A 26,723-nucleotide genomic window follows, 5' to 3' on the forward strand; every position below is an offset into this window, starting at 1 on the left:
GGGTGCTCCCCTCCGGGGTCACGGTCGGGCGATAGGCAGGTCGTCCGGGAGCGCCGTCCAAGCGCACTCCCGAAAGGCACGACCATGCACTTCACTTCCGAACAGCGTCTCGACGACGGCGTCCTCGAACGCGAATTCACCCTCGGCGAGATCCCCGGCATCCTGTGGACGCCTGAATCCGCGTCCTCATCCGCACCGGCGCCGCTGATCCTGCTCGGCCACCCTCCCCTCGGGCTGGGCAAGATGTACCCCCGGCTGGTGGCCCGGGCCCGGCACTCCGCGGCGGACGGCTTCGCCGCGGCCACCATCGAACTCCCCGGTAGCGGCGACCGGCCCCGTTGGCCCGCCGTCGAGCAGGCCCGCGCCGACCTGCGCCGGGCGCTGGAGGCCGGCGAGCCGGTCAGCGACGAGATCGTCGACGCCCTCGTCCTCCCGCTGGTCGAAAAGGTGGTCCCTGAATGGCAGGCCGCCCTGGACGCCCTCCTTGCGCTGCCCGAGATCGGCGGGCCGGTCGGGTACTCGGGTGGACTGATCTCCATCGGGACCCGGCTGGCGGTGGTCGAGCCGCGCATCTCGGCCGCCGTTCTGTTCGCCGGGAGTTTCGTGCCTCGCACCATCTTCGATGAGGCCCGGCAGGTCACCATTCCGTTGCACGTCCTGCTGCAGTGGGACGACGAAGGGAACGAGCGGCAGCAGGCCCTGGAGCTGTTCGACGCCTTCGGCTCCGAGGAGAAGACGCTGCACGCCAATATGGGCGGGCACGCCGGCGTCCCGCAATTCGCGGGGGAGGCCGCGGCCCAGTTCTTCACCCGGCACCTGAAGTGAGGCCGGGCCGCCAGGCCCGCAGCAGGCGGTAGGCGGGGTCGGCCAGGCTGCCGCCATCGAGGACAGGCCCCGGCCCTCCTCGATGGCGGCGGCCGGCAGGTGCGCAGCCGCTCGGCCTCGCGCTCCGGATGTGCACAGAGGGGCGGGGCCGGCGGCGAGCGGATCGGGGACAAGATCTGACCTACATGCCGCCTACTGTCGTCGTCCGCGGTCGGGCACGTCCGACTGCTGCTCGGATCGGTGCCCGCCTCAACAGACGGCAGCAAGGAGCAACGTGAAGATTCTGGTTACTGGTGCGACGGGAAATCTGGGGCGCCACGTGGTCGAGCGACTTCGGCGATCCGGACAGGAGGTTCGCGCGCTCACGCGCACCCCGGCCGGGGCGGCCGGTCTGCCCGGCGACGTCGAAGTGGTGGGCGGCGACCTCACGGAGCCGCAGACACTGGCAGCGGCTCTCGGCGGCGTCTCCGCCGTGCACCTGCTCGGAGCCACCGGCCACGACCACGCCCCGTTGCGCACAGGGCCGCAGATCATGGCGATGGCCGCCGAGGCGGGCGTACGGCGCCTGACGGTCCTGTCGGCCGGCGAAGAAGGAGAACTGGAACAAGCGGTGCGTGACAGCGGCCTGGAGTGGACGTTCGTCCGGCCGATCGACTTCATGTCCAACGCGTTGGGGTGGGCTCAGGTCATCCGCGATACGGCGGAGGTCCGCGAGCCGTACGCGAATCGCAGGACCGCTTCGGCGGACGAGACGGATGTCGCCGACGTCGTCGCCACTGTGCTTGCCGGGGGCGGCCACGCGGGAAGGAGCCTCACCGTGTCGGGGCCCGAAGCGCTCACGCCGGCCGACAAGGTGTCCGCCATCGCTGCGGCGACCGGCCGTGAGATCCGTTTCACCGAGCTGACCGACGATCAGGCACGTCGGCAGTGGCGGGCCGAGGGCTGGCCCGAGGAGGGCATCGAGTTCATGCTGCACATGTGGGCGACCGTGCCGGAGGCGGTGGCCCGGGTGACTTCAGCGGTCGAGGAAGTCGTCGGCCGTCCGCCGCGGACCTTCGCCCAGTGGGCCGCCGCACACGCTGACGCCTTCCGCCCCTGATACGCGGGAAGGCCGTGATACGCGGGAGGGACGCGAAGCACCGCCAGGCCTCCGTCGGCCTGCTCATCTCCTACGGCACACGCCGGCGGCGTCCTCTTCAGGGGGCAGGGCGGACCGGCCGCGTACTGCAGCGACAGTACGTACGACTCCATGCAGCCGCACGACGACGATGACGCACCCGTTCGCGAAGGATCGAGGCATTCCTTCGAGAGACTGGAGCGCCTCCTCGTGGCTGCTTTCCTTTACCGGCTGGGCCGCTTCTCCTTCCGGAGACGCCGGCTCGTCGCCCTGCTCTGGGTGGTGGTCCTGGCCGCGTGCGCCTTCGCCGCGGCCAAGGCCCCGGCCGCCCCCGAGGACGGGTTCTCGATGCCCGGGACGGAGGCGCAGAAGGCGTTCGACCTGCTGGACCAGCGCTTCCCCGGCGGCAACTCCAACGCGGCCGACGCCCGGATCGTCTTCGTCGCGCCCGAGGGCCAGAAGGTCACGGCGGGCCCGAACAAGGCGGCCATCGAGAAGATCGTCGCGGACGTGGCAAACGGCGACCAGGTCAAGGGCGCCCTCGACCCGTTCAAGATGGCCGGGGCGGTGAGCAAGGACGGCACCACCGCGTACTCCACCGTCTCGTACGACGTGGAGAACGTCGATCTCACCGATGCCACCACGAACGCGCTGAAGGACGCCGCCGAGAAGGGACGGGACGCGGGGCTGACCGTGGAGCTCGGCGGATCGGCCCTGCTGCCTGAGGGCGAGCTGGGCGGTACGACGGAACTCGTCGGCGTCGCCGCCGCCGCGGTCGTCCTGCTCATCACCTTCGGTTCGCTCGTCGCGGCGGGCCTCCCGCTGCTCACCGCGATCATCGGCATCGGCGTCGGGGTGGGCTCGATCGTCGCCATCGGGATGTCCACGACGACGACCATCCTCGCCCTGATGCTCGGGCTCGCGGTCGGCATCGACTACGCCCTGTTCATCGTCTCGCGCTACCGGACCGAACGCACCGAGGGCCACGACGCCGAGGAGGCCGTGGCACGGGCCGTCGGCACGGCGGGATCCGCCGTCGTCTTCGCCGGTCTCACCGTCTTCATCGCGCTGGCGGGCCTGTCCGTGGTCGGCATCCCGGTCCTGACCAAGATGGGTCTCGCGGCGGCGTCCACCGTCGTGATCGCCGTCCTGGTCGCGGTGACCCTGTTGCCCGCGCTGCTCGGCTTCTTCCACGATGCCGTCCTGCCGCGTACCCAGCGCAAGGGGAGCAAGGGGAGCAAGGGGAGCGGCGGCCGGCGTGCCGGGGACGGCCGACCCGGCCTGGGCACCCGCTGGGCCCGTTTCGTGATCCGCCGGCCGCTCGCGGTCCTGGTGCTCGGCGTCCTCGGCCTCGGCCTGATCTCCGTACCGATGCTCGATCTCCAGCTCGGCATGCCGGGCGACGAGTCGAAGTCCACCTCGACCACCCAGCGCCGCGCCTACGACGCCCTGGCCGACGGCTTCGGCCCCGGCTTCAACGGACCGCTGACCGTCGTCGTCGACGCGAAGACCGCCGAGGACCCGAAGGCCGCCGCGGCACGGGCCGCGAAGCTGCTCACCGCCACCGACGGCATCGTCGCCACGACTCCCCCCGCCTTCAACGAGGCCGGTGACACCGCGGTGCTCACCGCCGTACCCTCCACCGGGCCGAGCTCCGCGGACACCACGGACCTCGTCCACACCATCCGCGACGAGGCCCGTGACCTGAAGTCCGAGACCGGCGCGAAGATGCTCGTCACCGGCACGACCGCCGTGAACATCGACGTGTCGCAGAAGGTCAACGACGCGCTGCTGCCCTATCTCGCGCTCGTCGTCGGCCTGGCGTTCCTGCTCCTGATGGTCGTCTTCCGCTCGCTGCTGGTCCCGCTCAAGGCGGCACTCGGCTTCCTGCTGTCGGTGGCGGCGGCCTTCGGCACGGTCGTCGCGGTCTTCCAGTGGGGCTGGCTCGCCGATGCCCTCGGCGTCGAGCAGACCGGGCCGGTGATGAGCATGACGCCGATCTTCCTGATCGGTGTGGTCTTCGGGCTGGCCATGGACTACGAGGTCTTCCTCGTGACCCGGATGCGGGAGGCGTACGTCCACGGGGAGCGGCCCGGCGAGGCGATCGTCACCGGGTTCCGGCACAGCGCCCGGGTCGTCGGCGCCGCGGCCGTCATCATGATCGCGGTGTTCGCCGGGTTCATCGGGATGAGCGAGTCGATGATCAAGATGATGGGCCTCGGCCTCGCCTCGGCCGTCTTCTTCGACGCCTTCGTCGTCCGGATGACGATCGTCCCGGCCGTGCTCGCCCTGCTGGGCGACCGGGCGTGGTGGCTGCCGAAGTGGCTGGCGAGGGTCGTGCCCCAGGTGGACGTCGAGGGCGAGAAGCTGGGCCACGGCGGGCCGTCGGCGCCGGCGTCGGAACCCGCCCCCGATCCCGTACGCGCGTGAGTCGCGGTGAGTGATGCCCCGCGCGGGCCATCGCGGTGGGTGATGCCCGCGCGGGCCGTCGAGTCGAGGACCATGGGTAGTCGGACAGAACCTTCGCCGTGAGAGAGAAAGAGAGAGACCGCGTGTTCGCCGACTGGTGGCAGTGGGCCCGACGCCACCCCCGGGCCGTCGACGTGGCGATCGCCGTGGTGCTGTGGCTCCTCGCGGTCTTCTCCAGCACCCTGACCGGCGCCCGGATCGTCCGCGTCCCGACGCTCGACTTCTCCCTGGTCGCCGTCGTGCCCTCCGCCGTTCTGCTGCTGGGGCAGCGCAGGTTCCCGCGCACGGTGGTCGCGGTGACGACGGTGTGCGGCGGCGTCCTGGGCGTCATGGGGGGCCGCATCGGGTTCGACCCCAGCCCCAGCGTCGTCGGCGCCGCCCTGGTCGCGCTCTATCTCCTGGCCCTGCACACGGACCTGCGCACGACCGTCACGTACACGGCCGGGATGGCCGTCGCTCTCGCCCTCGTCTCCGTCGGCTGGGGCCACGGCGCGCTGCTGCGGCCCGACCAGGTCGGTACCCTCTCGTGCGTGCTGCTGGCGGGCGCCGTCGGTGAGTCGGTACGGAACCGGCGCGACCATCTCGCCGCCGTGGAGGCACGGGCCGAGCTGGCGGAGCACACCCGCGAGGAGGAGGCGCGCCGCCGGGTGAGCGAGGAACGGACCAGGATCGCCCGCGAGCTCCACGACATCGTCGCGCATCACATCGCCCTCGCCCACGCCCAGGCGGCCACCGCCGCGTACCTGCTGCGCAGCCGCCCCGAGCAGGCGCAGGACATGATGGACCAGCTCGCCGGAACCACCTCCTCCGCCCTGCGCGAGCTCAAGGCGACCGTGGGCCTGCTGCGCCGCGAGGGCGACCCTGAGACGCCGCTGGAACCCTCCCCCGGGCTGGCCCAGCTCCCGGAGCTGGTCGCCTCGTTCGAGCGGGCGGGGCTCGTCGTCTCGGTGTCGGTGGAGGGCGAGGAGCGGGCCCTGTCGTCGGGCACGGACCTGACCGCGTACCGGATCGTGCAGGAGGCACTGACCAATGTCACAAAGCACGCGGGCTCCGCGACGGCGTCGGTCCGGCTCCGCTACACGCGCCGGCTGCTCTCCCTCACCATCACCGACGACGGACACGAATCCCGCACGGCGGGCGAGCCGGGCTACGGCCTCATCGGCATGCGCGAACGGGCCCTGTCCGCGGGCGGCTGGCTGGCCGCCGGGCACCGGGCGAGCGGCGGTTTCGAAGTGACCACGGAACTTCCCCTGGAGGCCCTGAGAACGGCGGAACCCGACCCCCACCAGGACGACGAGGAGAGGACGGCGCGGTGACCATCCGGGTACTGCTGGCCGATGACCAGGCGCTGCTGGCCGGGACCTTCCGGCTGCTGATCGAGTCGAACGACGACATGGAGGTGGTCGGTGTCGCGGCGGACGGCCGGGAGGCGGTGGAGCAGGCCCGCGCCACCGCGCCGGACGTGGTCGTGATGGACATCCGCATGCCGGGCATGGACGGGCTGGCGGCCACCGAGGAGATCTGCCGCGACGAGGCGCTGCGACAGACCCGCATCCTCATCCTCACCACGTTCGAGATCGACGATTACGTGGCCGGCGCCCTGCGGGCGGGAGCCAGCGGCTTCCTCGGCAAGGACGTCGGCCCCGAGGAGCTCCTGGACGCGATCCGGACGGTGGCCGGGGGCGACACGCTCCTGTCCCCGACCGCCACCCGGGCCCTCATCACCCGCTACCTGGCCCGCCCGGAGGGCGGTGTCGCCGCGCCCGAGTCCCTGGACATGCTGACCGCCCGCGAGCGCGAGGTCATGGCGCAGGCCGCCGAGGGCCTGTCGAACGACGAGATCGCCGCCCGGATGCACGTCAGCCCGCTGACCGTACGCACCCACGTGGGGCGTGCGATGACGAAGCTGGGCGCCCGGCACCGGGCGCAGCTGGTCGCCATGGCCTACCAGTCGGGCCTGGTCCGGGTGGACCCGCCGCAGGGCCGGGGCACGCCCGGGTAGCCCCGGGGCCCGTGTTCCCGGCGCGCGGGAAGGCGGTCCGCTGGCTAGCGTGAAAAGCCGGACCACCCCCCACCGAGCGCGAAGGAGTCAGGGTCATGGCTGTACAACCGGAGGGCACACCGTGCTGGGCCGACGCGATGTTCGCCGACCTGGAGGGCGCGAAGAGCTTCTACGGTGATGTGCTGGGCTGGACGTTCGGCGAGTCCTCGGCCGAGTTCGGCAACTACACGCAGGCGTACGCCGACGGCAAGGCGGTCGCCGCGGTGGTGCCCCCGATGCCCGGCCAGGAGGGCCACTCGGCCTGGTGTCTGTACCTGGCCTCGCCGGACGCCGAGGCCACCGCCGCGAAGATCCGCGACAACGGCGGCGAGACCCTGATGGACCCGATGCAGGTCGGCGGGTTCGGCACGATGCTGCTGGCCCGCGACCCCAGCGGCGTCGTCTTCGGCGTGTGGCAGGCCGGCACCCACGAGGGCTTCGAGGCGCAGGCGGTGCCCGGCGCGTTCTGCTGGGCCGAGGTCTTCACCCGGGAGCCCGAGAAGTCCGACGCGTTCTTCCCCGCCGTCTTCCCGTACTCGATGGTGGAGATGGCGGACGAGCACGTCGACTTCCGGATGTTCAACCTCGGCGACAAGACCGTCATGGGGCGGATGAAGATGGGCGACGAGTTCCCGCCCGAGGTCCCGCCGCACCTGAACGTGTACTTCACGGTCGCCGACTGCGACGCGGCGGTGGCGAAGGCCACCGAGCGCGGCGGCGTCCTGCGGTTCGGGCCGATGACCATGCCGTTCGGCCGGTTCGCCGCGCTGACGGACCCGCAGGGCGCGGCGTTCTCCGTCATCGACGTCAACACGACCGAGGGCGAGATCCCCAAGACGAAGCCGGTGTCCTGAGCCGTCAGGGAGGCGCCTGCCGCTCAAGCAGTTCGGGCAGGTCGGCGAAGGAGTCGATCACGTGGTCCGGGGTGCCCTCGGCCGCACGGTGCGTCTCGGGGAGGTACTTGCCGGTCCTGACGAGTACGCCGGTGAGCCCGGCGGCCTGGGCCGCCAGCACGTCGGACTCGATGTCGTCGCCCACCATCAGGGCCTCGGACGCGGTGACGCCGAGGTGGGCCAGGGCCGCGGCGAAGAACGATCCGGCCGGTTTGCCGGTGATCTCCGCCTCGGTCCGGGCCGCCCGCTCCAGCCCCAGGAGGAAGGCCCCGGTGTCGAGGTCGAGCCCGGTGGCCGTGCGCCAGTACAGGTTCCGGTGCATGGCCACGAGCCGGGCGCCGCGCTGCAGATACCGAAAGGCGCGGTTCAGCTCCGCGTAGCCGAAGGCGTCCCCGGCCCCGCCGATGACGACGACATCCGGCGCCTCACCCTCTTCCTCGCCCTCCTCGTCGACCAGGGCCACGCCCGTCAGATCGTCCCGGATGTCTCCGGAGTTGATCAGCAGACAGCGGGCGCCGGGGTGGTGTTCGCGCAGGTGCGCCGCGGTGGCAGCGGGGGCGGTGAGGATGTCCTCGGCCGTGACGGGAAAACCCTGGCCCGCGAGTTTCGCGGCGATCGAGGCGCGGGTGCGGGAGGTGGTGTTGGTGACCAGGACCAGCGGGACACCCGCCTCGCGCAGGCGCCGCATCGCCGCAACGGTGCCGGGCAGCGGTTTCCACGCCACCGTGAGCACTCCGTCGATATCGATCAGAACCGCTCCGATTCGTCGCATACAACCGACCTTGCCCGAGTTGCGGGGGTGCCGCACATGGGGTTGTTTCGAAGGTAGGGAAGCCTGCTTGGGGGTGAACCACCGTGCTGTTCGCCGACCGCGAGGACGCGGGCCAGCAGCTGGCCGAGTCGCTCCGCCACCTCGAACGGGAGAACCCCGTCGTACTGGGACTGCCTCGCGGCGGAGTCCCGGTGGCCTTCCAGGTGGCCCAGACACTCGGTGCCGAACTCGATGTGATCGTCGTCCGCAAGCTCGGCGTGCCGCACCACGAGGAGGTGGCGTTCGGCGCCATCGGCGAGGGCGGGGTCCGGGTCATCAACGACGACGTCGCCTCCCGGCTGCGGGCCGGTAAGCAGGATCTCGCGGCGGTCGAACGGGTCGAGGAGGCGGAGCTCGTGAGGCGGGCGCAGGTGTACCGGGCCGGCCGGGTACGTACCCCGCTCGCAGGCCGGACGGTGATCGTCGTGGACGACGGCATCGCGACCGGCGCGACCGCCGAGGCGGCCTGCCGGGTGGTGCGGGCACAGCAGCCGGCGCGCGTGGTGGCGGCCGTCCCGGTGGCGCCGCCGGACGCGGTCGTGCGGCTGCGCCGGAGCGCGGACGAGGTGGTGTGCCTGTCGGTGCCGCGCCTGTTCTACGCGGTCGGCGAGTGGTACCGGGACTTCACGCAGACCTCCGACGAGGAGGTCGTCTCCCTGCTGGCACAGGCCCGGAACAGCGGACATGTGACGCCGGGCTGCGACTGAGCGGGGGCGCCCGCTCGGCCACGGCCCGGCGTCGCGATCAGCCCGCGCAGTACGCGTCCCGCTCCGGCCGCGTCCCGGTGTTCAGGAACGTGGTGACCGCGCCGTCGCCGCAGGCGTTCCCGTTGCCCAGGTACATGCCGTGCCCACCGTGGTCGACGGCGACCATACGGGCCCGGTCCCCGAAGGCCGCCCGCATCTTCAGCGCGCCGGAGTACGGCGTCGACGGGTCGCGCAGGCCCTGGATCATCAGAACGTTGGACGGTCCCTCGTCCGTGATCCTGGTCGGCTGCTCGGCGGGGGCGTCCTTCCAGAAGGCGCACGGGGTGACGTTCACCGGAATCCCGGCGGTCAGCGGATGCTTCGCGCGGTCGGCGGCGACGGCGCGCCGGTACGAGGGGACGGTGCCCTGCCAGCGCACGTCGTTGCAGACCACGGCCATCGAGACCGCCGCGTCCGCGTCCGGCAGCGGCCCGGCGAGGGCGGCAGGCAGCACGGGCTTCACCGAGGTGCTCCGGGCCGCCTGGACGAGCCCCGCGAAACCGGCAAAGGCATCGTCGCCGTACATGGCCATCTGGAGCGCCTGGCGCAGCCGGTTGCCGGTCAGCGGAACGCCCGGCGTGGTGGACTCCCTCGGTTCCCGGTCCAGCCGCGCCGCCAGCCCCAGCACCAGCGGCCGTACGTCCTCGGCCCGCTGCGCGAGCCGCAGCCCCTCCTCGTCCCTGGCCGGGTCGGAGGCCCACCGCGCGAAGTCGGGGAACCGGTCCTCCGCCGCCACCGCCATGTTCGCCATCCAGCCCTGCGCGACGCGTGACGGGTTCGGGTCGCCGCTGCTGTCCAGCACCCAACGGTCCGTGTGCTGCGGGTACTTCTGCGCGTACACGGCGCCGACGTAGGTGCCGTACGAGATCCCCCAGGCCGACAGCTTCTCCTCGCCGAGCGCCTGCCGGAAGCGGTCGATGTCCCGCACCTCGTTGGCCGTGGTGAGGCTCCGCAGCACCGCTCCGCCGTTGCGCGCGCAGGCCTCGGCGATGCGCCGGGAGCGCGTCACGTTCTCGGTGATCGAGCCGTCGGCGGCGGGCCAGGACCGCATGTTCACCAGCTCCCGGTCCTCCGGTTCGAGCCCGCAGCCCGCCTTCGTGCTGCCGCCGACCCCGCGAGGGTCGAGGCTCACGATGTCGTACCGCCCCTCCGTCGCCTGCCGCAGCCGCTCCCCCTTCTCCGTCACCCGCTGCACCCCGGAGGTACCCGGACCACCGGCGATCACCACCAGCGTCCCGCGCCGCGCGGCGGGCCGGTCGCTGCGGACCCGGGTCACCGCGAGCGAGAGCTGCGGGCCGTCCGGGTCCCGGTAGTCCAGCGGCACGGGCAACTCGGCACACTCCCGCCCGACGGGCCCGCCGGCCGTGTCGCAGGGCCGCCAGGAGAGCGCGGGCACGGTGTTGGCCGAGGCTGCGGCTCGCGGGGTCGCGGCCCCGGTGAGAACGGTGGCGACGGCGGTGACGGACAGGGCGACGAACGCGGCGGATTTCCCGTAAGTCCTCATGCCACAAGGCTGGTTGAGCGCGACCCCTCAACCCATCCGGGAGGCATGCCAGTGTGCGGTGGGGTTAGCCCCCGGCGAACTCTCCGGCTTTCACGCCCGCCACGAAGGAGGCGAACGAGGCGGCGGAGGCGTTCAGCACCGGGCCACCGGGGTTCTTCGAGTCGCGGACGGGGACCACGCCGCGCGAGACGACGAGGTTGGCGGCGACCTCGATGCAGTTGCCGCCGTTGGAGCTGTACGAAGACTTGAACCAGCGGGGAGACTCGGTCGTGGTCGTCACGGGGTGCCCTTTCGCGCTTCGTTGATCATGGCCACCGATGCCGCCTGGGACAGCGCTTCGGCCTGCAGTTGATGGTAGGACGCCAGCAGGGGGAGCACCAAGGTCGTATCGCGCTCCAGGTGGCCCCGCATCTGGGACTCCGCATACGCGACGGCGGACAGGTCCGACAGCGTCAGCAGGTTCATCGGGAGGTTGAACGGGCGGCGCTCCATCATGTCGAACGGGGCAATCTGGAGCACGGTGTTCGGCAGCCCGGCAAACTCCAGCAGCCGGTCGAACTGGGCGGCCATGACCCCGTCCCCGCCGACCCGCCTGCGGATGCAGCTCTCGTCCATCACCACCAAGATCGTAGGAGGCCGGGACCGCACCAGCGATGCTTGACGCTCCGCCAGGAACGAGACGCGGTCGCCTGCTTGCTCGGGCGTGATGGAACCGCGCCACACGTCACCATCCGCCAACGCCCGTGCGTACTCCGGTGTCTGCAACAACCCGGGAATGATCCCGACTTCGTACAGTCGAATCTCTGCCGCGCGCCCTTCGTAGCCCACGTACTGCGGGAAGCCCTCCAGCAGCGAACCGTGCCGGATCTCGCGGTACTGACGTTCGAATGTGTCGGCTGTCTCACCGGTACCGAAAACCTGGTCCGCGTTGCGCGAGAACCGAAGAGTCGGCATCTTGCGACCAGTTTCGACGGCGGAGATGTGCGTGCCGGAGTAGCCCATCCGGTCAGCCAACTCCTCCTGCTTCCAGCCGCGTTCCTCTCGCAATCTGCGGATGCGCGCGCCGAAGGCCGCCTCCGGACTGCTCTCGGGGTCCAACTCCTTGCGGTTCAACGGCTTCACCTGACTTTTCGCTCGCACCCAACAAGTTGAAGCACCCCTGACTCTAGGCCAATCTGAGCTCGCTCAGTAGCGAAATGACTACGGAGAGGAGTTGTCTGTGTTCGTCGAGAACAGGCGTGGAACAGAAGGCTGTTGTCCCGAGTGCCAGAAGCTCCGGCTGGCCGAGGCCCTCGCCAACGATCAGTACGACTACAGCAAGGCGACCGACTGCCGGGTGCTGCTCCGGCGCCACCGCGACACGGCGGACTGCGCGGAACGGGGGTCGGCATGAGCGAGCAAGTTCCAGCACCCGAACCCGACCTGCCCGAGCTCAACCCGCTGCGCTGGCCGCCCTGCGAGTGCGCGCGGTGCCGCTCCGGCGGGGACGGCGAAGCGGCGGACTCCACGCTGATACGGCAGCTCCGGGCCAAGGTCACCGAGGAGAACGGGCTGCGCAGCTCGCTCCGGCGGGCGCGGTGAGGAAGCCGGCGCGGGCCGGAGCCGGCCGTCCGCTACGAACCAGGTGTTCTGGTCGCAGCCGTCAAGGAGTGGCTGTGAGGGGGTGGTGACGGGCGCATGACTCCGCGGGTGACCACGGGGCCCAGGAAAGAGCCTCCCGCCAACCAGGTCGCCCGCAGGCCCAGCCCTGGAGCACCTCAGCCACGGGTTTCACCGCGAAGAGCTCGTGCCCGCGGGGTACCCATGCCTGGAAGTGCCTGTCCGGCCCTCCCTCGCGGTATTCCACCTGATAGCTCAGGTCGTCGTTGAGGTAGACCTGCATGTAGTGCTGGTCGGCGGGTTCCAGATCGAGCCGCCGCACGATGACGAATCGGCATCCGAGACTCATGTCGGCAAGCAGGTCGTGCAGCTGTTCCTCGGACGGGTCGTCCCAGGTCGTCCCGTCCGCCTCGACTGCTTGAAGCACTGGTGTGGCCATGCAGCCGACTCTATCCACCCACCAGGTTCTCGACCTCGACGGGTTCCACTCCTGAAACACGCTTCAGGCCGCCGAGGAGAACGGGCTGCGCAGCTCGCTCCGGCGGGCGCGGTGAGGATCCCGGACGCCGCTCTCGTCACACTTCCGCTCCGCCGTCCGTCAGTGCAGTGAGGGCGCGGCGAGAACGCCACCGCGACCGCCGCCGCGACCGTGACGGACAGCGAAGGAGAGACATCATGCAGGCACGTATCGAGAACCCGGCCGAGATCATCCCCGAGGCCCTGCCGCCCGTACTGGGGCTGGTCAAGGCCATCAGCAAGGGCGGGCTGCCGGAGACCACGCTCGAACTGGTCGGTCTTCGGGTCAGCCAGATCAACGGCTGCACCTTCTGCGTCGACGGGCACGTACGCAACGCCAGGAAGGCCGGGGAGAGCGACGAGCGGCTGTTCGCCGTTTCGGCCTGGAGCGACGCGCCGTACTTCACCGACGCCGAGCGGGCCGCGCTGGCGCTCGCGGAGCACGCGACCCGGCTCAGCGACCGTTCCGATCCGGTGCCGGACGCCGTCTGGGACGAGGCCGCCCGCCACTTCAGCGAGAAGCAGCTCTCCGCGCTGGTGCTCGCGATCGGCCTGACGAACCTGTTCAACCGCATCAACGTCACCACCAAGCAGCCCCCGGGCAAGACCTGGTAGGCCATGCACCGGGGGCCGCGCAGGGGACCGTCCGCGGGCGGTGCCGTCTCCCGTACGAAGAGCCCGGCGAAGGCCCCCGGACGAGCCATGCCTCGGGCCCCTCGATGGTCCGGTTGGCCCGTCCGTTCTCGCCGGTGGTCCGGCGGCGGGCTCGTCCGTTCTCGCCGGGTGCCCTCGCGCCCGCTCCGCTGGTTCCGCGCATGGGGCAAGTCGCCCGCGCCGGGGCGGGGGCGGCGCGCCGCGTGGACCGTTCGGGTGAGCGGCCGGGCGGACCTCCGGGCGATAGCCTGGTGCGTACGGCAGGCAGGAGAAAAGCGCCCATGGGAGCCCCGAACCCACAAGGTTCCGTCGTCGCGGTGGTCGCGCTCGGCGGTGCGATCGGGGCGTCCGCCCGCTACGGGGCCGCGCTGCTCTGGCCCACCGCCCCGGACGGCTTCCCGTGGACGACGCTGGTCGTGAACGCCGTCGGATGTGCGGTGATCGGCGTCTTCATGGTCGTGATCAGCGAGGCGTGGACGGCACACCGGCTGGTGCGGCCGTTCTTCGGTACGGGGGTGCTCGGCGGGTTCACCACGTTCTCGACGTACGCGGTGGACATCCAGCGCCTGCTCGACGGCGGCCGGCTCCGTGCCGGTCTGGGGTATCTGGGACTGACGCTGTTCGCGGCTCTCGCGGCGGTATGGAGTGCGGTGTGGGCGACCCGCCGCGCGCTGGCCTGGAGGCAGTCATGACGACGCCTGGGACGGAACGGGGCCTGCGCCTCACGGTTCTCGTGGGCGAGTCCGACGGGTGGCACCACCGGCCGGTCTTCACGGAGATCGTGCACCGGGCGCACCTGGCCGGGCTGTCCGGCGCCAGTGTGTTCCGGGGCATCGAGGGCTTCGGCACCTCGTCGGTGATCCACACGCAGCGGCTGCTCTCGCTGAGCGAGGACCTGCCGGTGGCGGTCGTGATCGTGGACACCGAGGCGCGGATCAGGGCGTTCCTGCCGCTCATCGGGGAACTGCTCGCGGGCGGCGGCGTGGCCTTCCTGGACGAGTGCGAGATCGTGCGCTTCGGCGACGAGCGGGAGCAGGGGCGGGAGCCGGGCCGTTGAACTGGCTGCTGGTGATCGTCGGAGCGGCGGTCGGGGCGCCGCTCCGTTATCTGACCGACCGGGCGGTGCAGTCCCGGCACGACAGCGTCTTCCCGTGGGGGACGTTCACGATCAATGTGTCGGGTTCGCTGGTCCTGGGCCTGCTGACCGGCGCGGTGGCGGCCGGCGCCGCCTCCTCGCATCTGCAACTGCTGATCGGCACGGGGCTGTGCGGGGCGCTCACCACGTACTCGACGTTCAGCTACGAGACGCTGCGGCTGGCGGAGGACGGTGCGAAGTCCTACGCGGTGGCCAATGTCGTGGGGAGTGTGGCGGCGGGGCTGGGCGCGGCGTTCGCCGGGGTCGCACTGGCGCGGGCACTCTGGCCGTAAGGGCTGTGGCCTGCGGTCGGCGTCCCCTGCCACCGCAATGCGAGACGGTGGCAGAGGAACGCCGTTGGGGAGGAACCGTCACCGAGCGCCGGGCGATTCAACCCGTTTCGCGCCGACAGCGGCCCGTCAGACGCCGACGCTAGGCAACCGCCTGCGCCCCGCGCCGGGCACCACGCCGGTGCCGTCACCCGGCACCACTCCAACAGCAGGCACCGCGCCGGGGTACGCGGCGCCGGTGGCCTTGATCCACCGGCGCCCGCGGTGATTCGCTGCGTATCCGGATACCGAATGAAGCACCGCGCGAAGCACCGCGCGAAGCACCGCATGATCCGCGAGCGAAGTGAGAGGCCCTCCAGTGCCGGACAGCAGCACCACCGTTCCGTCCCGCCCCGTCACCGTCGTCACCGGCGGCAGCCGGGGGATCGGCGCCGCGACCTGTATCCGTCTGGCGAGGGACGGGCATGACCTCGCCCTGGGCTTCGTGAGCAACGCCGAGGCCGCCGAGCGGACCGCGGCGGCGGTACGGGCCGCCGGGGCGCGCTGCGTCACGGTGCGGGTGGACACCGCCGAGGAGGCCGGGGTGGAACGGCTCTTCGACACGGTGGCCGAGCAGCTCGGGCCCGTGACCGGGCTGGTCAACAACGCGGGGGTGACGGGCCCGCTCGGGCGGCTCGCCGACACCTCCGCCGAGACGCTGCGCCGCGTCGTGGACGTGAACCTCCTCGGCTACCTGCTGTGCTGCCGCCGGGCCGCGAAGGACATGGCGGCCGGCGGGGCGGGCGCGATCGTCAATGTCTCCTCGGCCGCCGCCACCCTCGGCAGCCCCGGGGACTTCGTCCACTACGCCGCCACGAAGGCGGCGACGGACGCGCTGACGATCGGGCTCTCCAAGGAGCTGGGGCCCGACGGCATCCGGGTCAACGCGGTCGCCCCCGGCATGATCGACACCGATATGCACGCCACGGCGGGCGATCCCGGCCGCGCGGACGCGGCCGTCCCCGGAATCCCGCTCGGCCGCGTCGGATCCGCCCCGGAGATCGCGGCCGCCATCGCCTGGCTGCTGTCGGGCGAGGCGTCCTACGTGACCGGGACGGTCCTGCGGGTCGCGGGCGGCCGGTGAGCGGGGCGCGGGCAGGGCAGCGCCGGCAGCGGGCTGCGGACCGGGCGACAGGACGTCGCGCGCTACCCGCCGCGGTTGGCGCGGCGCTGCTTCGCGGCAGCGAGTGCCTCCGCGGTGGGCAGGTCGGAGCGGCGTGAGCGGCCCGCCTTCGTGGGGGCGCTGCCCCGGCCCCGGAAGGGCACGCTCCGCGGGCGCTCCGTCGCCGGTGGCGCGCTGCCGTCGACGGGCACCCCCGAGGGCTTCCGCGCGCCGGTGATCCGGCTCAGCTCGGCCTCGCCCGAGCGGACCTGGGCGATCTTCGGGGTGATCCCGGCGTCGGCCATCAGCCGGGTCATCTCCCGGCGCTGGCCCGGCAGCACCAGCGTGACGACGCTGCCGGACTCCCCGGCGCGGGCGGTACGGCCGCCGCGGTGCAGATAGTCCTTGTGGTCGCTCGGCGGATCGACGTTGACGACCAGGTCCAGGTTGTCGATGTGGATGCCGCGCGCCGCGACGTTCGTCGCGACCAGCACCGTGACCTGCCCGTTCTTGAACCGGTCCAGGGTGCGGGTGCGCTGCGGCTGGGACTTTCCGCCGTGCAGCGCGGCGGCCCGCACCCCGCTGCCGAGCAGGTGGTCGGTGAGCTTGTCCACGGCGTGCTTGGTGTCCAGGAACATGAGCACCCGGCCGTCGCGGGCCGCGATCTCGGTCGTGGTGGCGTACTTGTCCGCGCCCTGCACGTAGAGGACGTGGTGCTCCATCGTCGTCACGGCACCGGCCGCCGGGTCGACCGAGTGGACCACCGGGTCGTGCAGGTAGTTCCGTACGAGCAGGTCGACGTTACGGTCCAGGGTCGCCGAGAACAGCATCCGCTGGCCCTGCGGCAGCACCTGGTCGAGCAGTTCGGTGACCTGCGGCATGAATCCCATGTCGCACATCTGGTCGGCCTCGTCGAGAACGGTGACGGAGACCCGGTCCAGCCGGCAGTCGCGGCGCTCGACGAGGTCCTTGAGCCGGCCCGGTGTGGCGACGACGACCTCGGCGCCGCCGCGCAGCGCGGTGGCCTGCCGACCGATCGACATGCCGCCGACGACGGTGGCCATCCGCAGCTTCAGCGCGCGGGCGTACGGGGTGAGCGCGTCGGTGACCTGCTGGGCCAGTTCCCGGGTGGGGACGAGGACCAGCGCCAGCGGGCGGCGGGTGTCGGCCCGGTTGCCCGCGATCCGGGCCAGCAGGGCCAGGCCGAAGGCGAGCGTCTTGCCGGAGCCGGTCCGGCCGCGGCCCAGCACGTCGCGCCCCGCGAGCGAATTCGGCAGGGTGGCCGCCTGGATCGGGAACGGCGTGGTGACGCCCTCGGCGGTGAGCGCCGACCGCAGCGCCTCGGGCAGGTCCAGCTCGGCGAAGGCCGAAATCGCGGGCAGCGCCGGGGTGATGGTCTTCGGCGCCGCGAACTCCCCCTGCACGGGGGCGGGCCTGCGGCTGCCGGAACGGGGACGGGAATATCGGTCGTTCGAACGTGCTGTGCGGTCGCGGTCCATACGGAACCCTTCCTCGACAGGGCGCGTATCGAGGAATTCGCTGCGGCGGCGGGCGGCGCAGGAATCGCAAGAACGGGCCGTTGACAAGCCTGGACGAAGCCCGGACGGAGCCCGGCTGCGAAAAAACGAGCCGCGCCGGGAGTGGCCCGGAACGGCTCGGGCGGGCGCCGGACGGCGCGGACGACAGCGAACCGGGGCCCGCACCCTCAGGTGCGGGCCCCGATCGTGCAAGTCGTCTCAGCGCGTCGGCGCCGGAGCGACGGGATCAGGCCGGGGTGATGTTCTCCGCCTGCGGGCCCTTCTGGCCCTGCGTGACATCGAAGTTGACCCGCTGGCCTTCCTGGAGCTCACGGAAGCCGGTGGCCGCGATGTTCGAGTAGTGGGCGAAGACATCGGGGCCGCCGCCGTCCTGCTCGATGAAACCGAAGCCCTTTTCCGCGTTGAACCACTTGACGGTGCCAGTAGCCATATTTTGTCTCCTTCATGGGGGGCAGTTCTCGGGGATCCACGTGGCGCGGACCCCACGTCGCCGCGATGATTACCCCATCCGGAAAAGCACCGGAAAACACAGCAGGGCAACCCTCGGCACATTGGGCCGAGGGGCGCACTTGGAGTCTTCGGGAACCACAACTGCAACTGCTTCCAGAATAACACGGCGGGAGCAAGCGCACAGGAAAAGTAATTCCGGGACGCCGGATTCGAATTAAAATCGCGCGGAATTCACTTCCGCCGCAAATCTAAATTCACGCGACCGGTCCGGCACACCCGCGATCCCGCCACCGGACACCCGCACCGACCCCTCATCCGGCCCCTATCCCGGACACGCCGCTCCGGAGGACAGTTGATGACGGCCTGACCAGCAGTCATAATGCATGTGTAGCCCTTCACGCATCCCCCGTCGTGAAGGGCTACACCCATGTCCGCACATCATGTATGTGCGTCATGCACCTTTTGTCCGTGGTGAATTCACACGGAACCCGTCGATTTCACGAGCAGGGGACTCCCCTCGTGGTCCCCTGCTCGTGTTTTTTCGAGTTAACAGTGACGTTGCGTGTTTACGCAAGCCCGTTCCCGTACCGCGCCCACCGCACTGAGAACGACGCGTCAGGGTTCGTTACAGTACGAGCCCGTTGACCGAATCAACGACCGTGAAGAACCTCGATCGCACGGGAGCGGATACGTGGGGGGGCCGGATGGACAGCGCCGAGGAACGCACGCCGGAGCTGCGGACGTTGCAGCAGAAGGTCGAGTACATGGTGGAGAAGACCTTCCCCGGCCAGAAGATCTCGGGGCGTTTCTTCGCCGATCTGGTCAAGGAACGCGGCGGCTCCCTCTCGCACAGCTACTTCTCCAACATCCTGGCCGGCAAGGTCACTCAGCCCTCCGAGGACATCCTCAAGGCGCTCGGTCTGGGCTTCGGCGTGGACTGGCGATTCTTCAAGGAGGAGTCCGAGGTGGTCGACGACGTGGTCGCCGGGCTCCAGTTCCTCGCGATGCGGCGTACGGGGGAGATCAGCGGAGTGGCCGGGCGCGGCCTCGACGAGGACGGTCTCCCGCCGGAGCTGCTGCAGTTCGCGCTCTCGCTGCTGGAGAACGCCAAGGGCCGGCAGGGCCCGGCCGAAGGCGGCGGCGTCCACGGCGAGCCGGAGAAGTAGATCTCCATGTCGCTGCGCGAACTACGGAAGGAGTGCGAGGCCGGGCTGGCCGACCTGCCCATCCCCGCGCCCTTCTCCATCGACGCACTGGTGGCGAACATGGAAGCGGCCCGCGGCCGCACCATCGTTCTGCACGAGGTGCCCGACCGGCTGGCCCGTGTCAACGCCGCCTGCGGGCTGCGGCTGAAGACCGGCGGGACCAGCTTCGTGCTCTACCGCCGCCGGCCGACCGCGTACCAGACCCAGCACGTCATCCTGCACGAGCTGTGCCACGAGTGGTTCGACCACGGCACCTCCCTCGACGCGGAGCAACTGCGGCGCCTGCTGCCGGTCTTCGACACCTCGCTGATCAGCCGGGTCCTCGGTACCGAGCCCCCGCCGTCCCCGCCCTCCCCGCCGTCACCGGTCGCCGCCGAGATCGTGGACGCGCTCCGGTCGGGGGACGGCACCGTGCAGGCCCGCGCGCAGTACGACACCCACGACGAGCGCATGGCCGAGTTCGGCGCCTCGCTCATCCCCCGCATGGCCATGGACGTGACGAGCGACGACATGGTGGGCCGGCTGGCCAACTCCCTGTCCCGCCCGGTCGCCACCAACCGCCGTCGCGGCCTGTTCCGCCGCTCCTGAACACCGCACGCTCCCCCGTCCCTCTCCCCACCCCCACCCCGAGGACTCCGCCGTGACCCCGCTCGACCTCGCCGGCTATCTCGTGGCCGTCCTGATGACGGCCGTCGCCCTGTGGCGCATGCCCGCCGCCCTGTGGGGCGACGAGGAAGACAAGCGCCGCCGGGCCCTGTGGGGCTGCTACGCGGGCTTCGCCGCCGCCCTGTGGACCAAGACCCGGGCCGTACGCATCGCGCTCAACGACAGCGCCGTCACCGACCTCGCCGTCCTGATCAAGCACTACACGGCGACGATCGCGATCCTGGCGATCCTCAGCTACATCGTCGCGATCTACGGCCAGTACCCCGACGGCGGCGCCGTCCCGCGCCACGTACGGTTCGCCCGCGCCATCCAGCAGGTGGCGGCCAAGGCATCGATCGCCACGCTGATCCTGCTGACGGTGCTGTTCTTCACGGTCGTCGACCGCTCCGTCCCCTCGGACCGCTTCGTCGCCGACCACGCGGGACAGTGGGGGGCCACGCTGTACATGAGCGTGTTCTACCTCTACCTCGGTGCCGCGTCCGCCGTCTGCGCGTACCAGTGGGCGCTGGCCACCGCCGGTGCCGGGCTGCGTCATCTGCGGGTGGGCCTCGGGATGATGACGTTCGCCATGTTCATCGGGGTCGGCTACACCGTCAGCCGGACCCTGTTCCTGTGGGTCAGCGTCATCGACACCCCGAGCGAGTCCTTCGCGCTCCGCTTCGACGAGATCACCGAGGCCGCGCAGGTGGTGCTGTTCGCCTTCTTCGCCGTGGGCGCCTCCGTCCCCGCCCTCAGCAAGGGGCAGCGCCGCGCGAAGCTCTGGCGGGCCCAGGTCAAGCTGCACGGTCTCTGGCGCGAGCTGATGACCGCGTTCCCCGAGCAGCCCTTCGACCCCCCGGCCTCGCTGGCCCGCGAGCTCACCCGCTTCGGCACCCCCGCGGACCTGCGCATCGACCGCTGGGCCGCCGACATCGCGGACGCGGTGGAGAAGCTGCGCCACTACGTGCCCGACACCCTGCTCCCGGCCGCGAAGGACGCCGCCGCCGCGGACGGCGTCACCGACGCGGAGCGGGCGGGCCCGCTCGCCGAGGCGTACTGGATCAAGGCGGCGCTCACCGCGAAGAACGGCGGGACGTCCGCCTCCACCGCCGCGGCGGTCGAGACCCAGCACGCCACCGACCAGGACGGCGAGGTGGCCTGGCTGGTCCGGGTCGCCACCGCCTACCGGACGGTCCCGCAGGACCGGGCCGCGCAGGTACTTGCGGCCGCCCTGCCCGCCGCCGTTCCCGGCCCGTCCACCGCAACCGCAGCACCCCGCACGGCCTCCACCGAGGAGACAGCATGACCTCCACAGACACGCCCAGCACCCCCGCCACCACCGACACCCCCACGACACCGGACAACGCCGCCGCGCGCACCGTCACCGACGTCTTCCAGCCGCGCAACGTCCTGCTGATCGGCATGCTCGGCATCGGCCTGGCCGCCGCCGGACACTGGACCGGCCTGCTCTGGGGATTCCTCGGCGCCCTGTGCGCGGGCCTCATACCCGCCGGGTACATCGAATGGGAGCGCGGGCGCGGCACCTGGGGCGACCGCCATGTCGTCGACCGCACCAAGCGGGCGCCGATCTTCTTCGTCATCCTCGGCTCCATCGGCACCGGTTCGGTGGTGATGGTGCTGGGCCACGCCCCCACCGGCATCCTCGCGGCGATGCTCGCGCTCTGGGCGATGACCGTGGTCCTGCTGGCCGTCAACACCGTCTGGAAGATCTCGGTGGACGCCGCGGTCGCCTCGGCGGTCGTCGCCCTGCTCGCCGCGGTCCACTCTCCGTGGTGGCTGCTCGGCTACGTGATGACGGTCGCCGTGTGCTGGTCGCGGGTCGCGCTCGGGTACCACTCGGTGGCCCAGACGGTCGCCGGAGGGGCGCTGGGGGCCGCGACGGCGGGCGCGTTCCTGTTTGTCTGATTCCTCCGTTGGAACGGTGGATCAGGCGGGTACAGGTGCCCCGTGCGGAACTTCGAGATCACCAACGCAAGCGCCGACGACCTCACGATGCTGGCCGAATGGGCCCACGAGGAGAGCTGGAACCCCGGACTGACCGACCGTCACGCCTTCTTCGCGACCGATCCGCGCGGCTTCCTGATCGGCCGGCTCGACGGGGAACCGGTCTCCTGCGTCTCCGTGGTCCGTTACGGCACCGGCTTCGGCTTCCTCGGCTTCTACCTCACCCGCCCGCCCCTGCGCGGCCAGGGGTACGGCATCCAGCTCTGGCGGGCCGGCATGGCACGGCTGGACGGGCGCAACGTCGGCCTCGACGGGGTGGTGGCCCAGCAGCCCAACTACCGCAAGTCCGGCTTCCGTTCCGTGTGGACGAACATGCGCTACGAGGGCCTGCCGCCCGCCGGCCTGCCCGCCCCGGCCGGTACGGAGCTCGTCGACGGCCGATCCGTACCCTTCGACCGGCTCGCCGCCTACGACCGCCGCTTCTTCCCGGCCGACCGCGACAGCTTCCTCGCGCCGTGGATCGCCCACCCCACCCGTACCTCGCTCGCCGCCGTCCGCGACGGGGAGTTGTGCGGCCTGGCCGTGCTGCGGCCCTGCCGTACGTCGTCCCGGATCGGCCCCGTGTACGCGGAATCGCCCGAGGTGGCCGGAGCCCTGGTCAGTGCGCTGGCGGCGGCCGATCCCGGTGTGCCGGTCGCGGTCGACGTGCCGGACGTCAACCCGGCGGCCGTGCGCCTGGCCGAACAGCTGGGCCTCAACCCGTCGTTCGAGACCGCCCGGATGTACACGGGACCGGCTCCGGACATCGACCACGGCGGACTTTTCGGCATCACCAGCCTGGAACTGGGCTGACGCGCCCCGTCCGAACGGCGTCAGGAGGTACCGAGCAGATCCGGCTCCGGCCCCGGTTCCAACTTCCGGCCCGGGTCGGTGCAGGACGCTTCCCGCTCCGGCTTCCGGCCCGGGTCCGGCTGCGGCTTCAGGGGCCGGGAGCGGGAGGCCATCACCGCTATGTCGTCCTCGGCCCCCGGACCGAACCGTTCGAGGACGTCGTCCAGCAGGTCCTCCAGGCTGCCGTCGGCCGGCAGGGTCAGCTCCTTCAGGCGGCCGACCGAGGCGTCGATGTCCTCACCGCGCCGCTCGACCAGCCCGTCCGTGTACAGGAACAGCACCGTGCCCGGGTCGAACTCCACCAGCGTCGTCCGGTACCCGCCGAACCCGGTGCCGAGCGGCGGCCCCACCACCATCTCGTCGCACACCCTGGTGCCCGCCCGCGGATCGATCAGCACGGGCGGCAGATGCCCGGCGCTGGCCACCTCGCACGCCCCGCCGAAGCGGTCGACGACGGCCAGCAGGCAGGTCGCCGCCCGGTCGAGACCGGACCGCTCGACCAGCTGGTCCAGGCGTTCCAGGATGCGGTGCGGGGGCAGATCGTCGTCGGCGAACATCCGCAGCAGGGAGCGGTAGTGGCTCATGGCGACCGCCGCCTCCACCCCGTGCCCCATCACATCGCCCATCGCCTTGAGATGCCGCCCGTCCCGCAGCGGGATGACGTCGAACCAGTCGCCGCCGACCATCACGCTCCGGTCGGCCGGCAGGTAGCGGGTGGCGATCTCGATGTGCGGGTGCGGCGGGCGCGGCTCGGACAGCAGGGAGCGCTGGAGCTCCAGGGCGATGGTGTGCTCGTGGGCGTACCGGCGGGCGTGGTCGAGATCGACGGCGGCCCGTCCGGCGAGTTCCCGGGCGACCACCACGTCCTCGTCCGTGAAGACCGGTGAGTCGCCCGCCCGGATCAGGCCGAGGATGCCGAGCGGGCCGCTGCGTACGGTGACGGGCACGATGACCGCCGAGTGCATCCCGAGGGCCCGGTAGGCGGCGAGCCGTTCCGGGCCGGGGGCCGAGCGGACGAGCTGTTCGTCGGTGGTGAGGTTCTCCACGACCGGCTGGTTGGCCGCCAGGCAGCGCTGCACGGCCGCGCCCTCCTGGTAGTCGATGTACTCGCCGCTCAGCCCGAAACCGGCCAGCTCGTCGCGGAGCGCGGGCACGGACCGCTGCGCCGCCCGCCGCAGCCTCAGCACACCGGGCGGTGCGGGCCGGACCGGCGCGGCGACATCGGGCGGGAACACCTCGACCGTCGCGATGTCCGCCAGCCCCGGCACGACGAGTTCGGCCAGTTCGGCACAGGTGGTGTCCATGTCGAGCGTGGTGCCGATCCGGCCGGCGGCGGTGTCGAGCAGCGTCAGATGGCGCCGGGCCTGCTCCAGCTCGCGCTGCCCCTGGTCCGAGGCCATGACCTCCAGCACGATCCCGGCCAGCCCCACGATCCGCCCGTCGATCTCCAGCCGGTGGTACGCCCCGTGCCAGTACCGCCGGACCGCGGCGGCCCCGGCGGTGAATCCGCTGGACGTGATCTCGCGGGACTTCCCGTCGGCGAGCACCGCCCGCATCATGTCCTCGCGCGCGTCGACCCCGGGCAGCACCTCGGAGACGGTGCGCCCGAGGTGCTCGGCGGCAGGGACGCCGTTGAGCCGTTCGAGGGCGGGGTTGACGTACAGATAACGCAGCGCAGTGTCGAGCACGCCCACCCCGGCTATCGTGCCGTCGACCAGCGCGGCCAGGGCGCTGGGGTCGAACGGCGCGGGGCCGCCGGCGTACGTATCGGCCTGCACGTCAACCTCCTGGGCGGACGCGGAACACCCGCGGCCCGCCCTCAATCGTCAGCCGCCCGGCCCTGCCGCGCATCCGCAGCCGGGCGTCCCTTTTCCGGCCGTCGGTCTCCGTGCGGGCCGGGGGCACGTACGCCCCGGCCCCGCACCATGCGCCCCGGTCCCCGCGTCAGCTGAGCGGGTGCGAGGTCCGGCCGGAAGCCTCGTCAATCTCGTCGTGCGCCTTCGTCAGCATCTTCATCGCCAGTTCGTTGAGCGCTCTGGCTCCCGCGATCTCCTCGCCCACTCTCGGCTGGTTCTTGTCGGAAGGATGGCGGCTCGCGTATCCGTGGGCCCGCACCTCGGTCCCGTCCGGAAGCCGCACCATGGCGGCCGCGCGGGTGCGGTGGGTGTCCTCGTCGAATTCGAGCTCGATGTGCCATCCGACGGTTGTCATCACCATGACGATCACCTCCCTACCAGGGTGCGCCCGTTCCCCCGCCCCTGCACCACGGCGCCGGGGGCGTGTCCGTGGGCGCGCCCCGTCACGCCCCCAGCAGGTCCAGGTCGAGGGTGCCGTGCACCGCCGGGGCGTCCGGCGGCAGCGCGAGGGCGGCCCCGACCGGCCCGGGGAGCGGGCCCAGCCCCAGCAGCCCGGCAACGATCCGGGCCGTCAGCGCGTGCCACTGTCCGGCGCGCCGGAGCATCGCGTGGTCGCTGCCCCGGATCGCGACCAGGCAGGAGCGGGCACCGGCCGGCCGGGCACGGGCGGTGAGGCGCTGGGAGGCGCGGGGGCTGGTGATCCGGTCCCGGGTGCTGTGCAGCAGGACGATGTCGCGGCCCGCCAGCTGGTCGACCGGGTCGTCGTCCGGACACCACGGGGCGAGGCCGACCACCCCGCGCACCAGCGGATGACCGGCCGCGCGGAGGGCGGCGCGGGCGCCCATCGAGTGGCCGACCAGGACCACCGGAATGTCCCCCGCCTCGCGGCGCAGCGCGTCCAGGGTGCGTACGGCGTCGTGCAGCGGGTCCTCACGGGGGCCGTTCCAGCCCCGGTGGGCGTAGCGGGCGGTACGTACGAGAACGCCTCCGGGGCCGCCGCCCGTCGCACCGGCGATGGACCGGGCGAACGGGCGCATCCGTACGGCGGGCAGGTTCAGCGGACCGGGCGGCGGCGCGGCCAGGCCGGTCTCCGCCCCGCCGTGCAGCAGGAGCACGGCCGCGGACGGGCGGCGCTCGGACGGCGGTCGTGCCATTGCCTACCTCCTGGTGCGGGAGCCGGACCCGTACCGAGCATGCTGTACGGACACACTCACGGAAAACCCGGCAGCGCCGGGACCACGGAGGAAACGACATGGGATCGTCACCGCAACTCGGCCTGCCCGCCCCGGACTTCACCCTGCCGGGCGGTCTGCTCACCGGCGAGGAGGGCGAGGAGTTCGAACGCCGCGACTACACCCTCTCCGAGGCGCGCGGCCGGTCCGTGGTCCTCGCGTTCTACCCGGGCGACAACACGGCCGTCTGCACCAAGCAGCTCTGCTCGTACTCCTCGGGCCTGGAGGCCTTCGGCGAGCTCGACGCGGAGGTCTGGGCGATCAGTCCACAGGGTGTGGACAGTCATGAGTCGTTCGCCCGCGCCCACGGCCTGCGGATGCCGCTGCTCGCGGACACCGGACGGGAGACCGCCCACGCGTACGGCGTCGCGGCGCCCGGGATCGGGGTGCGCCGCTCGGTGTTCCTCATCGGGCCCGACGGGGTGCTGCGCTGGAAGCACGTCGCGCTGCTCGGCGCCACGTTCCAGTCGGCGGCCAAACTGACCGAGCAGCTCTCCGGCATCAAGAACGCGTAAAAGATTGCCGGAACCCGGCAGTGTCCATGGGCCGGTACGTATGGGATCATCCAGCCAGTTCGACGGAAATGTTCGGGGCATTTCGAGCATCGGGGATCAGGGGTCCCGGGGATCGGGGATCCCGGGAATCGGGGAGGGTGACCAGGTGACCTTGTTTCTCGGTCTCGGCATTGCGGGAATCGTTCTGCTCGTACTGTCCCTGATCTTCGACGGCGTCCTCGAAGGCCTCTTCGGCGGCGTGCTGGACGGCCTCTTCGACGGCCTCCTGTCCCTCCCGGTCATCGCCGGGTTCCTCTCGATGCTCGGCTTCGGCGGAGCGATCGTGCTCGGCACCACCGGCGCCGGAACGGTCGTCGCGACCGCCGCAGGAGTGCTGGCCGGGCTCGTCGCGGCCTGGCTGACCTGGAAGTTCAGCCGGGCCCTGATGCGGGACCAGACCAGCGTCACCCCGCGCAGCGACGATCTCGTCGGGACCTCCGGGTCGGTCGTCACGGCCATCCCGGCCGACGGATACGGCGAGGTCCTGCTGCAACTGGCGGGCCAGCCCGTGAAGTTGGCGGCGAAGAGCGCGGCGCCGGTCGAACGCGGCACCGAGATCTGGGTGGAGGCCGCGCTGTCGGCCACCTCGGTCGCGGTCCGCCCCGTCGAACGCTGACCACCGCCCAAGCCAAGACGCCGTGCCGCG

General features: G+C 71.6%; 30 protein-coding genes and 1 pseudogene. 21 read left to right on the top strand and 10 right to left on the bottom strand.

Going from position 1 to position 26,723, the window contains the following annotated elements; translation table 11 throughout:
* Positions 1 to 84 precede the first annotated feature (84 nt).
* The 6 genes from ACFYY7_RS16580 to ACFYY7_RS16605 all read left to right on the top strand — a co-directional run bounded on the left by ACFYY7_RS16580 (position 85) and on the right by ACFYY7_RS16605 (position 7,306).
* Positions 85 to 825 (top strand): alpha/beta hydrolase, encoded by a 741-nt coding sequence (locus ACFYY7_RS16580; protein ID WP_388662115.1) that lies wholly within the window; start codon positions 85 to 87, stop codon positions 823 to 825.
* Between the two features lie 274 nt (positions 826 to 1,099).
* Entirely contained in the window at positions 1,100 to 1,924 is an 825-nt protein-coding gene (locus ACFYY7_RS16585; RefSeq protein WP_388662117.1) for an NAD(P)H-binding protein, read from the top strand.
* 228 nt (positions 1,925 to 2,152) lie between these two features.
* Positions 2,153 to 4,372, top strand: a complete 2,220-nt coding sequence (locus tag ACFYY7_RS16590) for an MMPL family transporter (protein ID WP_388662118.1) — start codon at positions 2,153 to 2,155, stop codon at positions 4,370 to 4,372.
* Positions 4,373 to 4,470: 98 nt separating this feature from the next.
* On the top strand, positions 4,471 to 5,727 hold the full coding sequence (locus ACFYY7_RS16595) for a sensor histidine kinase (protein ID WP_388662119.1): 1,257 nt from the start codon (positions 4,471 to 4,473) through the stop codon (positions 5,725 to 5,727).
* Complete coding sequence (locus ACFYY7_RS16600) at positions 5,724 to 6,413, top strand: response regulator (RefSeq protein ID WP_388662121.1); 690 nt, start codon at positions 5,724 to 5,726, stop codon at positions 6,411 to 6,413. Before ACFYY7_RS16595 ends, ACFYY7_RS16600 begins: the two co-directional genes overlap by 4 nt.
* A gap of 95 nt (positions 6,414 to 6,508) precedes the next feature.
* On the top strand, positions 6,509 to 7,306 hold the full coding sequence (locus tag ACFYY7_RS16605) for a VOC family protein (protein WP_388662123.1): 798 nt from the start codon (positions 6,509 to 6,511) through the stop codon (positions 7,304 to 7,306).
* A 4-nt stretch (positions 7,307 to 7,310) separates the two neighbouring features.
* On the opposite strand, the gene ACFYY7_RS16610 is transcribed toward ACFYY7_RS16605, so the two are convergent.
* Complete coding sequence (locus tag ACFYY7_RS16610; protein ID WP_388662125.1) at positions 7,311 to 8,117, bottom strand: HAD-IIA family hydrolase; 807 nt, start codon at positions 8,115 to 8,117, stop codon at positions 7,311 to 7,313.
* Positions 8,118 to 8,200: 83 nt separating this feature from the next.
* Between ACFYY7_RS16610 and ACFYY7_RS16615 the strand changes: the two are divergent.
* Positions 8,201 to 8,827: pseudogene (locus ACFYY7_RS16615) on the top strand (phosphoribosyltransferase); the annotation flags it as partial.
* Between the two features lie 73 nt (positions 8,828 to 8,900).
* Here ACFYY7_RS16615 and ACFYY7_RS16620 read toward each other — a convergent pair.
* From ACFYY7_RS16620 to ACFYY7_RS16630, 3 genes are all read right to left on the bottom strand, one after another.
* The gene (locus tag ACFYY7_RS16620) at positions 8,901 to 10,406 is read right to left on the bottom strand and encodes an alpha/beta hydrolase (protein ID WP_388662127.1); all 1,506 of its coding nucleotides are present in this window, start codon (positions 10,404 to 10,406) and stop codon (positions 8,901 to 8,903) included.
* 64 nt (positions 10,407 to 10,470) lie between these two features.
* Positions 10,471 to 10,686: a DUF397 domain-containing protein gene (locus tag ACFYY7_RS16625; protein WP_388662129.1), complete on the bottom strand. Its 216-nt coding sequence runs from the start codon at positions 10,684 to 10,686 to the stop codon at positions 10,471 to 10,473.
* A complete protein-coding gene (locus ACFYY7_RS16630) occupies positions 10,683 to 11,519 on the bottom strand; it encodes a helix-turn-helix domain-containing protein (protein WP_388662131.1) in 837 nt (278 codons plus the stop codon). Before ACFYY7_RS16630 ends, ACFYY7_RS16625 begins: the two co-directional genes overlap by 4 nt.
* 106 nt (positions 11,520 to 11,625) lie before the next feature.
* Between ACFYY7_RS16630 and ACFYY7_RS16635 the strand changes: the two genes are divergently transcribed.
* Both ACFYY7_RS16635 and ACFYY7_RS16640 read left to right on the top strand, forming a co-directional pair.
* Positions 11,626 to 11,799 (top strand): hypothetical protein, encoded by a 174-nt coding sequence (locus ACFYY7_RS16635; RefSeq protein WP_388662133.1) that lies wholly within the window; start codon positions 11,626 to 11,628, stop codon positions 11,797 to 11,799.
* Positions 11,796 to 11,987, top strand: a complete 192-nt coding sequence (locus ACFYY7_RS16640) for a hypothetical protein (RefSeq protein WP_388662134.1) — start codon at positions 11,796 to 11,798, stop codon at positions 11,985 to 11,987. Before ACFYY7_RS16635 ends, ACFYY7_RS16640 begins: the two co-directional genes overlap by 4 nt.
* 61 nt (positions 11,988 to 12,048) lie before the next feature.
* On the opposite strand, the gene ACFYY7_RS16645 is transcribed toward ACFYY7_RS16640, so the two are convergent.
* A complete protein-coding gene (locus ACFYY7_RS16645) occupies positions 12,049 to 12,444 on the bottom strand; it encodes a hypothetical protein (protein WP_388662136.1) in 396 nt (131 codons plus the stop codon).
* Positions 12,445 to 12,680: 236 nt separating this feature from the next.
* Between ACFYY7_RS16645 and ACFYY7_RS16650 the strand changes: the two genes are divergently transcribed.
* The 5 genes from ACFYY7_RS16650 to ACFYY7_RS16670 all read left to right on the top strand — a co-directional run bounded on the left by ACFYY7_RS16650 (position 12,681) and on the right by ACFYY7_RS16670 (position 15,723).
* Positions 12,681 to 13,136 (top strand): carboxymuconolactone decarboxylase family protein, encoded by a 456-nt coding sequence (locus ACFYY7_RS16650; RefSeq protein ID WP_376418727.1) that lies wholly within the window; start codon positions 12,681 to 12,683, stop codon positions 13,134 to 13,136.
* Between the two features lie 320 nt (positions 13,137 to 13,456).
* A complete protein-coding gene (gene crcB, locus ACFYY7_RS16655) occupies positions 13,457 to 13,867 on the top strand; it encodes a fluoride efflux transporter CrcB (protein WP_388662139.1) in 411 nt (136 codons plus the stop codon).
* A complete protein-coding gene (locus ACFYY7_RS16660; RefSeq protein WP_388662140.1) occupies positions 13,864 to 14,232 on the top strand; it encodes a DUF190 domain-containing protein in 369 nt (122 codons plus the stop codon). The genes crcB (ACFYY7_RS16655) and ACFYY7_RS16660 overlap by 4 nt, the downstream gene beginning before the upstream one ends.
* Positions 14,229 to 14,603 carry a fluoride efflux transporter CrcB gene (gene crcB / locus ACFYY7_RS16665; protein WP_388662142.1) on the top strand — a complete coding sequence of 125 codons (375 nt, stop codon included), beginning with the start codon at positions 14,229 to 14,231 and terminating at the stop codon, positions 14,601 to 14,603. Before ACFYY7_RS16660 ends, crcB (ACFYY7_RS16665) begins: the two co-directional genes overlap by 4 nt.
* 355 nt (positions 14,604 to 14,958) lie before the next feature.
* Positions 14,959 to 15,723, top strand: a complete 765-nt coding sequence (locus ACFYY7_RS16670) for an SDR family oxidoreductase (protein WP_388662143.1) — start codon at positions 14,959 to 14,961, stop codon at positions 15,721 to 15,723.
* 62 nt (positions 15,724 to 15,785) lie between these two features.
* Here the strand turns inward: ACFYY7_RS16670 and ACFYY7_RS16675 are convergent, their stop codons facing one another.
* Both ACFYY7_RS16675 and ACFYY7_RS16680 read right to left on the bottom strand, forming a co-directional pair.
* Positions 15,786 to 17,240 carry a DEAD/DEAH box helicase gene (locus ACFYY7_RS16675; protein WP_388662145.1) on the bottom strand — a complete coding sequence of 485 codons (1,455 nt, stop codon included), beginning with the start codon at positions 17,238 to 17,240 and terminating at the stop codon, positions 15,786 to 15,788.
* 265 nt (positions 17,241 to 17,505) lie between these two features.
* Entirely contained in the window at positions 17,506 to 17,709 is a 204-nt protein-coding gene (locus ACFYY7_RS16680; RefSeq protein ID WP_093547863.1) for a cold-shock protein, read from the bottom strand.
* Positions 17,710 to 18,433: 724 nt separating this feature from the next.
* Between ACFYY7_RS16680 and ACFYY7_RS16685 the strand changes: the two genes are divergently transcribed.
* From ACFYY7_RS16685 to ACFYY7_RS16705, 5 genes are read left to right on the top strand one after another with little or no spacing between them, the layout of a single operon-like run.
* The gene (locus ACFYY7_RS16685; RefSeq protein ID WP_388662147.1) at positions 18,434 to 18,895 is read left to right on the top strand and encodes a hypothetical protein; all 462 of its coding nucleotides are present in this window, start codon (positions 18,434 to 18,436) and stop codon (positions 18,893 to 18,895) included.
* A gap of 6 nt (positions 18,896 to 18,901) precedes the next feature.
* The gene (locus ACFYY7_RS16690) at positions 18,902 to 19,522 is read left to right on the top strand and encodes a toxin (RefSeq protein ID WP_388662149.1); all 621 of its coding nucleotides are present in this window, start codon (positions 18,902 to 18,904) and stop codon (positions 19,520 to 19,522) included.
* A gap of 52 nt (positions 19,523 to 19,574) precedes the next feature.
* Positions 19,575 to 20,885, top strand: coding sequence for an MAB_1171c family putative transporter (locus ACFYY7_RS16695; protein WP_388662151.1), 1,311 nt, complete (start codon positions 19,575 to 19,577; stop codon positions 20,883 to 20,885).
* Complete coding sequence (locus tag ACFYY7_RS16700; RefSeq protein WP_388662153.1) at positions 20,882 to 21,505, top strand: hypothetical protein; 624 nt, start codon at positions 20,882 to 20,884, stop codon at positions 21,503 to 21,505. Before ACFYY7_RS16695 ends, ACFYY7_RS16700 begins: the two co-directional genes overlap by 4 nt.
* A gap of 42 nt (positions 21,506 to 21,547) precedes the next feature.
* On the top strand, positions 21,548 to 22,396 hold the full coding sequence (locus tag ACFYY7_RS16705) for a GNAT family N-acetyltransferase (protein ID WP_388662155.1): 849 nt from the start codon (positions 21,548 to 21,550) through the stop codon (positions 22,394 to 22,396).
* A gap of 20 nt (positions 22,397 to 22,416) precedes the next feature.
* Here ACFYY7_RS16705 and ACFYY7_RS16710 read toward each other — a convergent pair whose 3' ends face one another.
* The 3 genes from ACFYY7_RS16710 to ACFYY7_RS16720 form a co-directional block, all read right to left on the bottom strand.
* Complete coding sequence (locus ACFYY7_RS16710) at positions 22,417 to 24,213, bottom strand: SpoIIE family protein phosphatase (RefSeq protein WP_388662156.1); 1,797 nt, start codon at positions 24,211 to 24,213, stop codon at positions 22,417 to 22,419.
* Between the two features lie 166 nt (positions 24,214 to 24,379).
* Positions 24,380 to 24,652: a DUF1876 domain-containing protein gene (locus ACFYY7_RS16715; RefSeq protein WP_388662158.1), complete on the bottom strand. Its 273-nt coding sequence runs from the start codon at positions 24,650 to 24,652 to the stop codon at positions 24,380 to 24,382.
* Positions 24,653 to 24,734: 82 nt separating this feature from the next.
* Entirely contained in the window at positions 24,735 to 25,445 is a 711-nt protein-coding gene (locus ACFYY7_RS16720; RefSeq protein ID WP_388662160.1) for an alpha/beta hydrolase, read from the bottom strand.
* A 98-nt stretch (positions 25,446 to 25,543) separates the two neighbouring features.
* On the opposite strand from ACFYY7_RS16720, the gene ACFYY7_RS16725 reads away from it, so the two are divergent.
* Positions 25,544 to 26,038, top strand: coding sequence for a peroxiredoxin family protein (locus ACFYY7_RS16725; RefSeq protein ID WP_388662162.1), 495 nt, complete (start codon positions 25,544 to 25,546; stop codon positions 26,036 to 26,038).
* Positions 26,039 to 26,183: 145 nt separating this feature from the next.
* A complete protein-coding gene (locus tag ACFYY7_RS16730; RefSeq protein WP_388662164.1) occupies positions 26,184 to 26,693 on the top strand; it encodes a hypothetical protein in 510 nt (169 codons plus the stop codon).
* Positions 26,694 to 26,723 lie beyond the last annotated feature (30 nt).

Source organism: Streptomyces sp. NPDC001933, assembly GCF_042890955.1.
Classification (GTDB): Bacteria; Actinomycetota; Actinomycetes; order Streptomycetales; family Streptomycetaceae; genus Streptomyces.

Bases quoted from the DNA above. Each gene is read 5' to 3' on its own strand.
- ACFYY7_RS16660 (WP_388662140.1), top strand. From the start codon at position 13,864: ATGACGACGCCTGGGACGGAACGGGGCCTGCGCCTCACGGTTCTCGTG.
- ACFYY7_RS16640 (WP_388662134.1), top strand. From the start codon at position 11,796: ATGAGCGAGCAAGTTCCAGCACCCGAACCCGACCTGCCCGAGCTCAAC.
- crcB (WP_388662139.1), top strand. From the start codon at position 13,457: ATGGGAGCCCCGAACCCACAAGGTTCCGTCGTCGCGGTGGTCGCGCTC.
- ACFYY7_RS16645 (WP_388662136.1), bottom strand. From the start codon at position 12,444: ATGGCCACACCAGTGCTTCAAGCAGTCGAGGCGGACGGGACGACCTGG.
- ACFYY7_RS16580 (WP_388662115.1), top strand. From the start codon at position 85: ATGCACTTCACTTCCGAACAGCGTCTCGACGACGGCGTCCTCGAACGC.
- ACFYY7_RS16620 (WP_388662127.1), bottom strand. From the start codon at position 10,406: ATGAGGACTTACGGGAAATCCGCCGCGTTCGTCGCCCTGTCCGTCACC.
- ACFYY7_RS16675 (WP_388662145.1), bottom strand. From the start codon at position 17,240: ATGGACCGCGACCGCACAGCACGTTCGAACGACCGATATTCCCGTCCC.
- ACFYY7_RS16715 (WP_388662158.1), bottom strand. From the start codon at position 24,652: ATGGTGATGACAACCGTCGGATGGCACATCGAGCTCGAATTCGACGAG.
- ACFYY7_RS16725 (WP_388662162.1), top strand. From the start codon at position 25,544: ATGGGATCGTCACCGCAACTCGGCCTGCCCGCCCCGGACTTCACCCTG.
- ACFYY7_RS16680 (WP_093547863.1), bottom strand. From the start codon at position 17,709: ATGGCTACTGGCACCGTCAAGTGGTTCAACGCGGAAAAGGGCTTCGGT.
- ACFYY7_RS16690 (WP_388662149.1), top strand. From the start codon at position 18,902: ATGTCGCTGCGCGAACTACGGAAGGAGTGCGAGGCCGGGCTGGCCGAC.
- ACFYY7_RS16610 (WP_388662125.1), bottom strand. From the start codon at position 8,117: ATGCGACGAATCGGAGCGGTTCTGATCGATATCGACGGAGTGCTCACG.
- ACFYY7_RS16700 (WP_388662153.1), top strand. From the start codon at position 20,882: ATGACCTCCACAGACACGCCCAGCACCCCCGCCACCACCGACACCCCC.
- ACFYY7_RS16650 (WP_376418727.1), top strand. From the start codon at position 12,681: ATGCAGGCACGTATCGAGAACCCGGCCGAGATCATCCCCGAGGCCCTG.
- ACFYY7_RS16605 (WP_388662123.1), top strand. From the start codon at position 6,509: ATGGCTGTACAACCGGAGGGCACACCGTGCTGGGCCGACGCGATGTTC.
- ACFYY7_RS16685 (WP_388662147.1), top strand. From the start codon at position 18,434: ATGGACAGCGCCGAGGAACGCACGCCGGAGCTGCGGACGTTGCAGCAG.
- ACFYY7_RS16720 (WP_388662160.1), bottom strand. From the start codon at position 25,445: ATGGCACGACCGCCGTCCGAGCGCCGCCCGTCCGCGGCCGTGCTCCTG.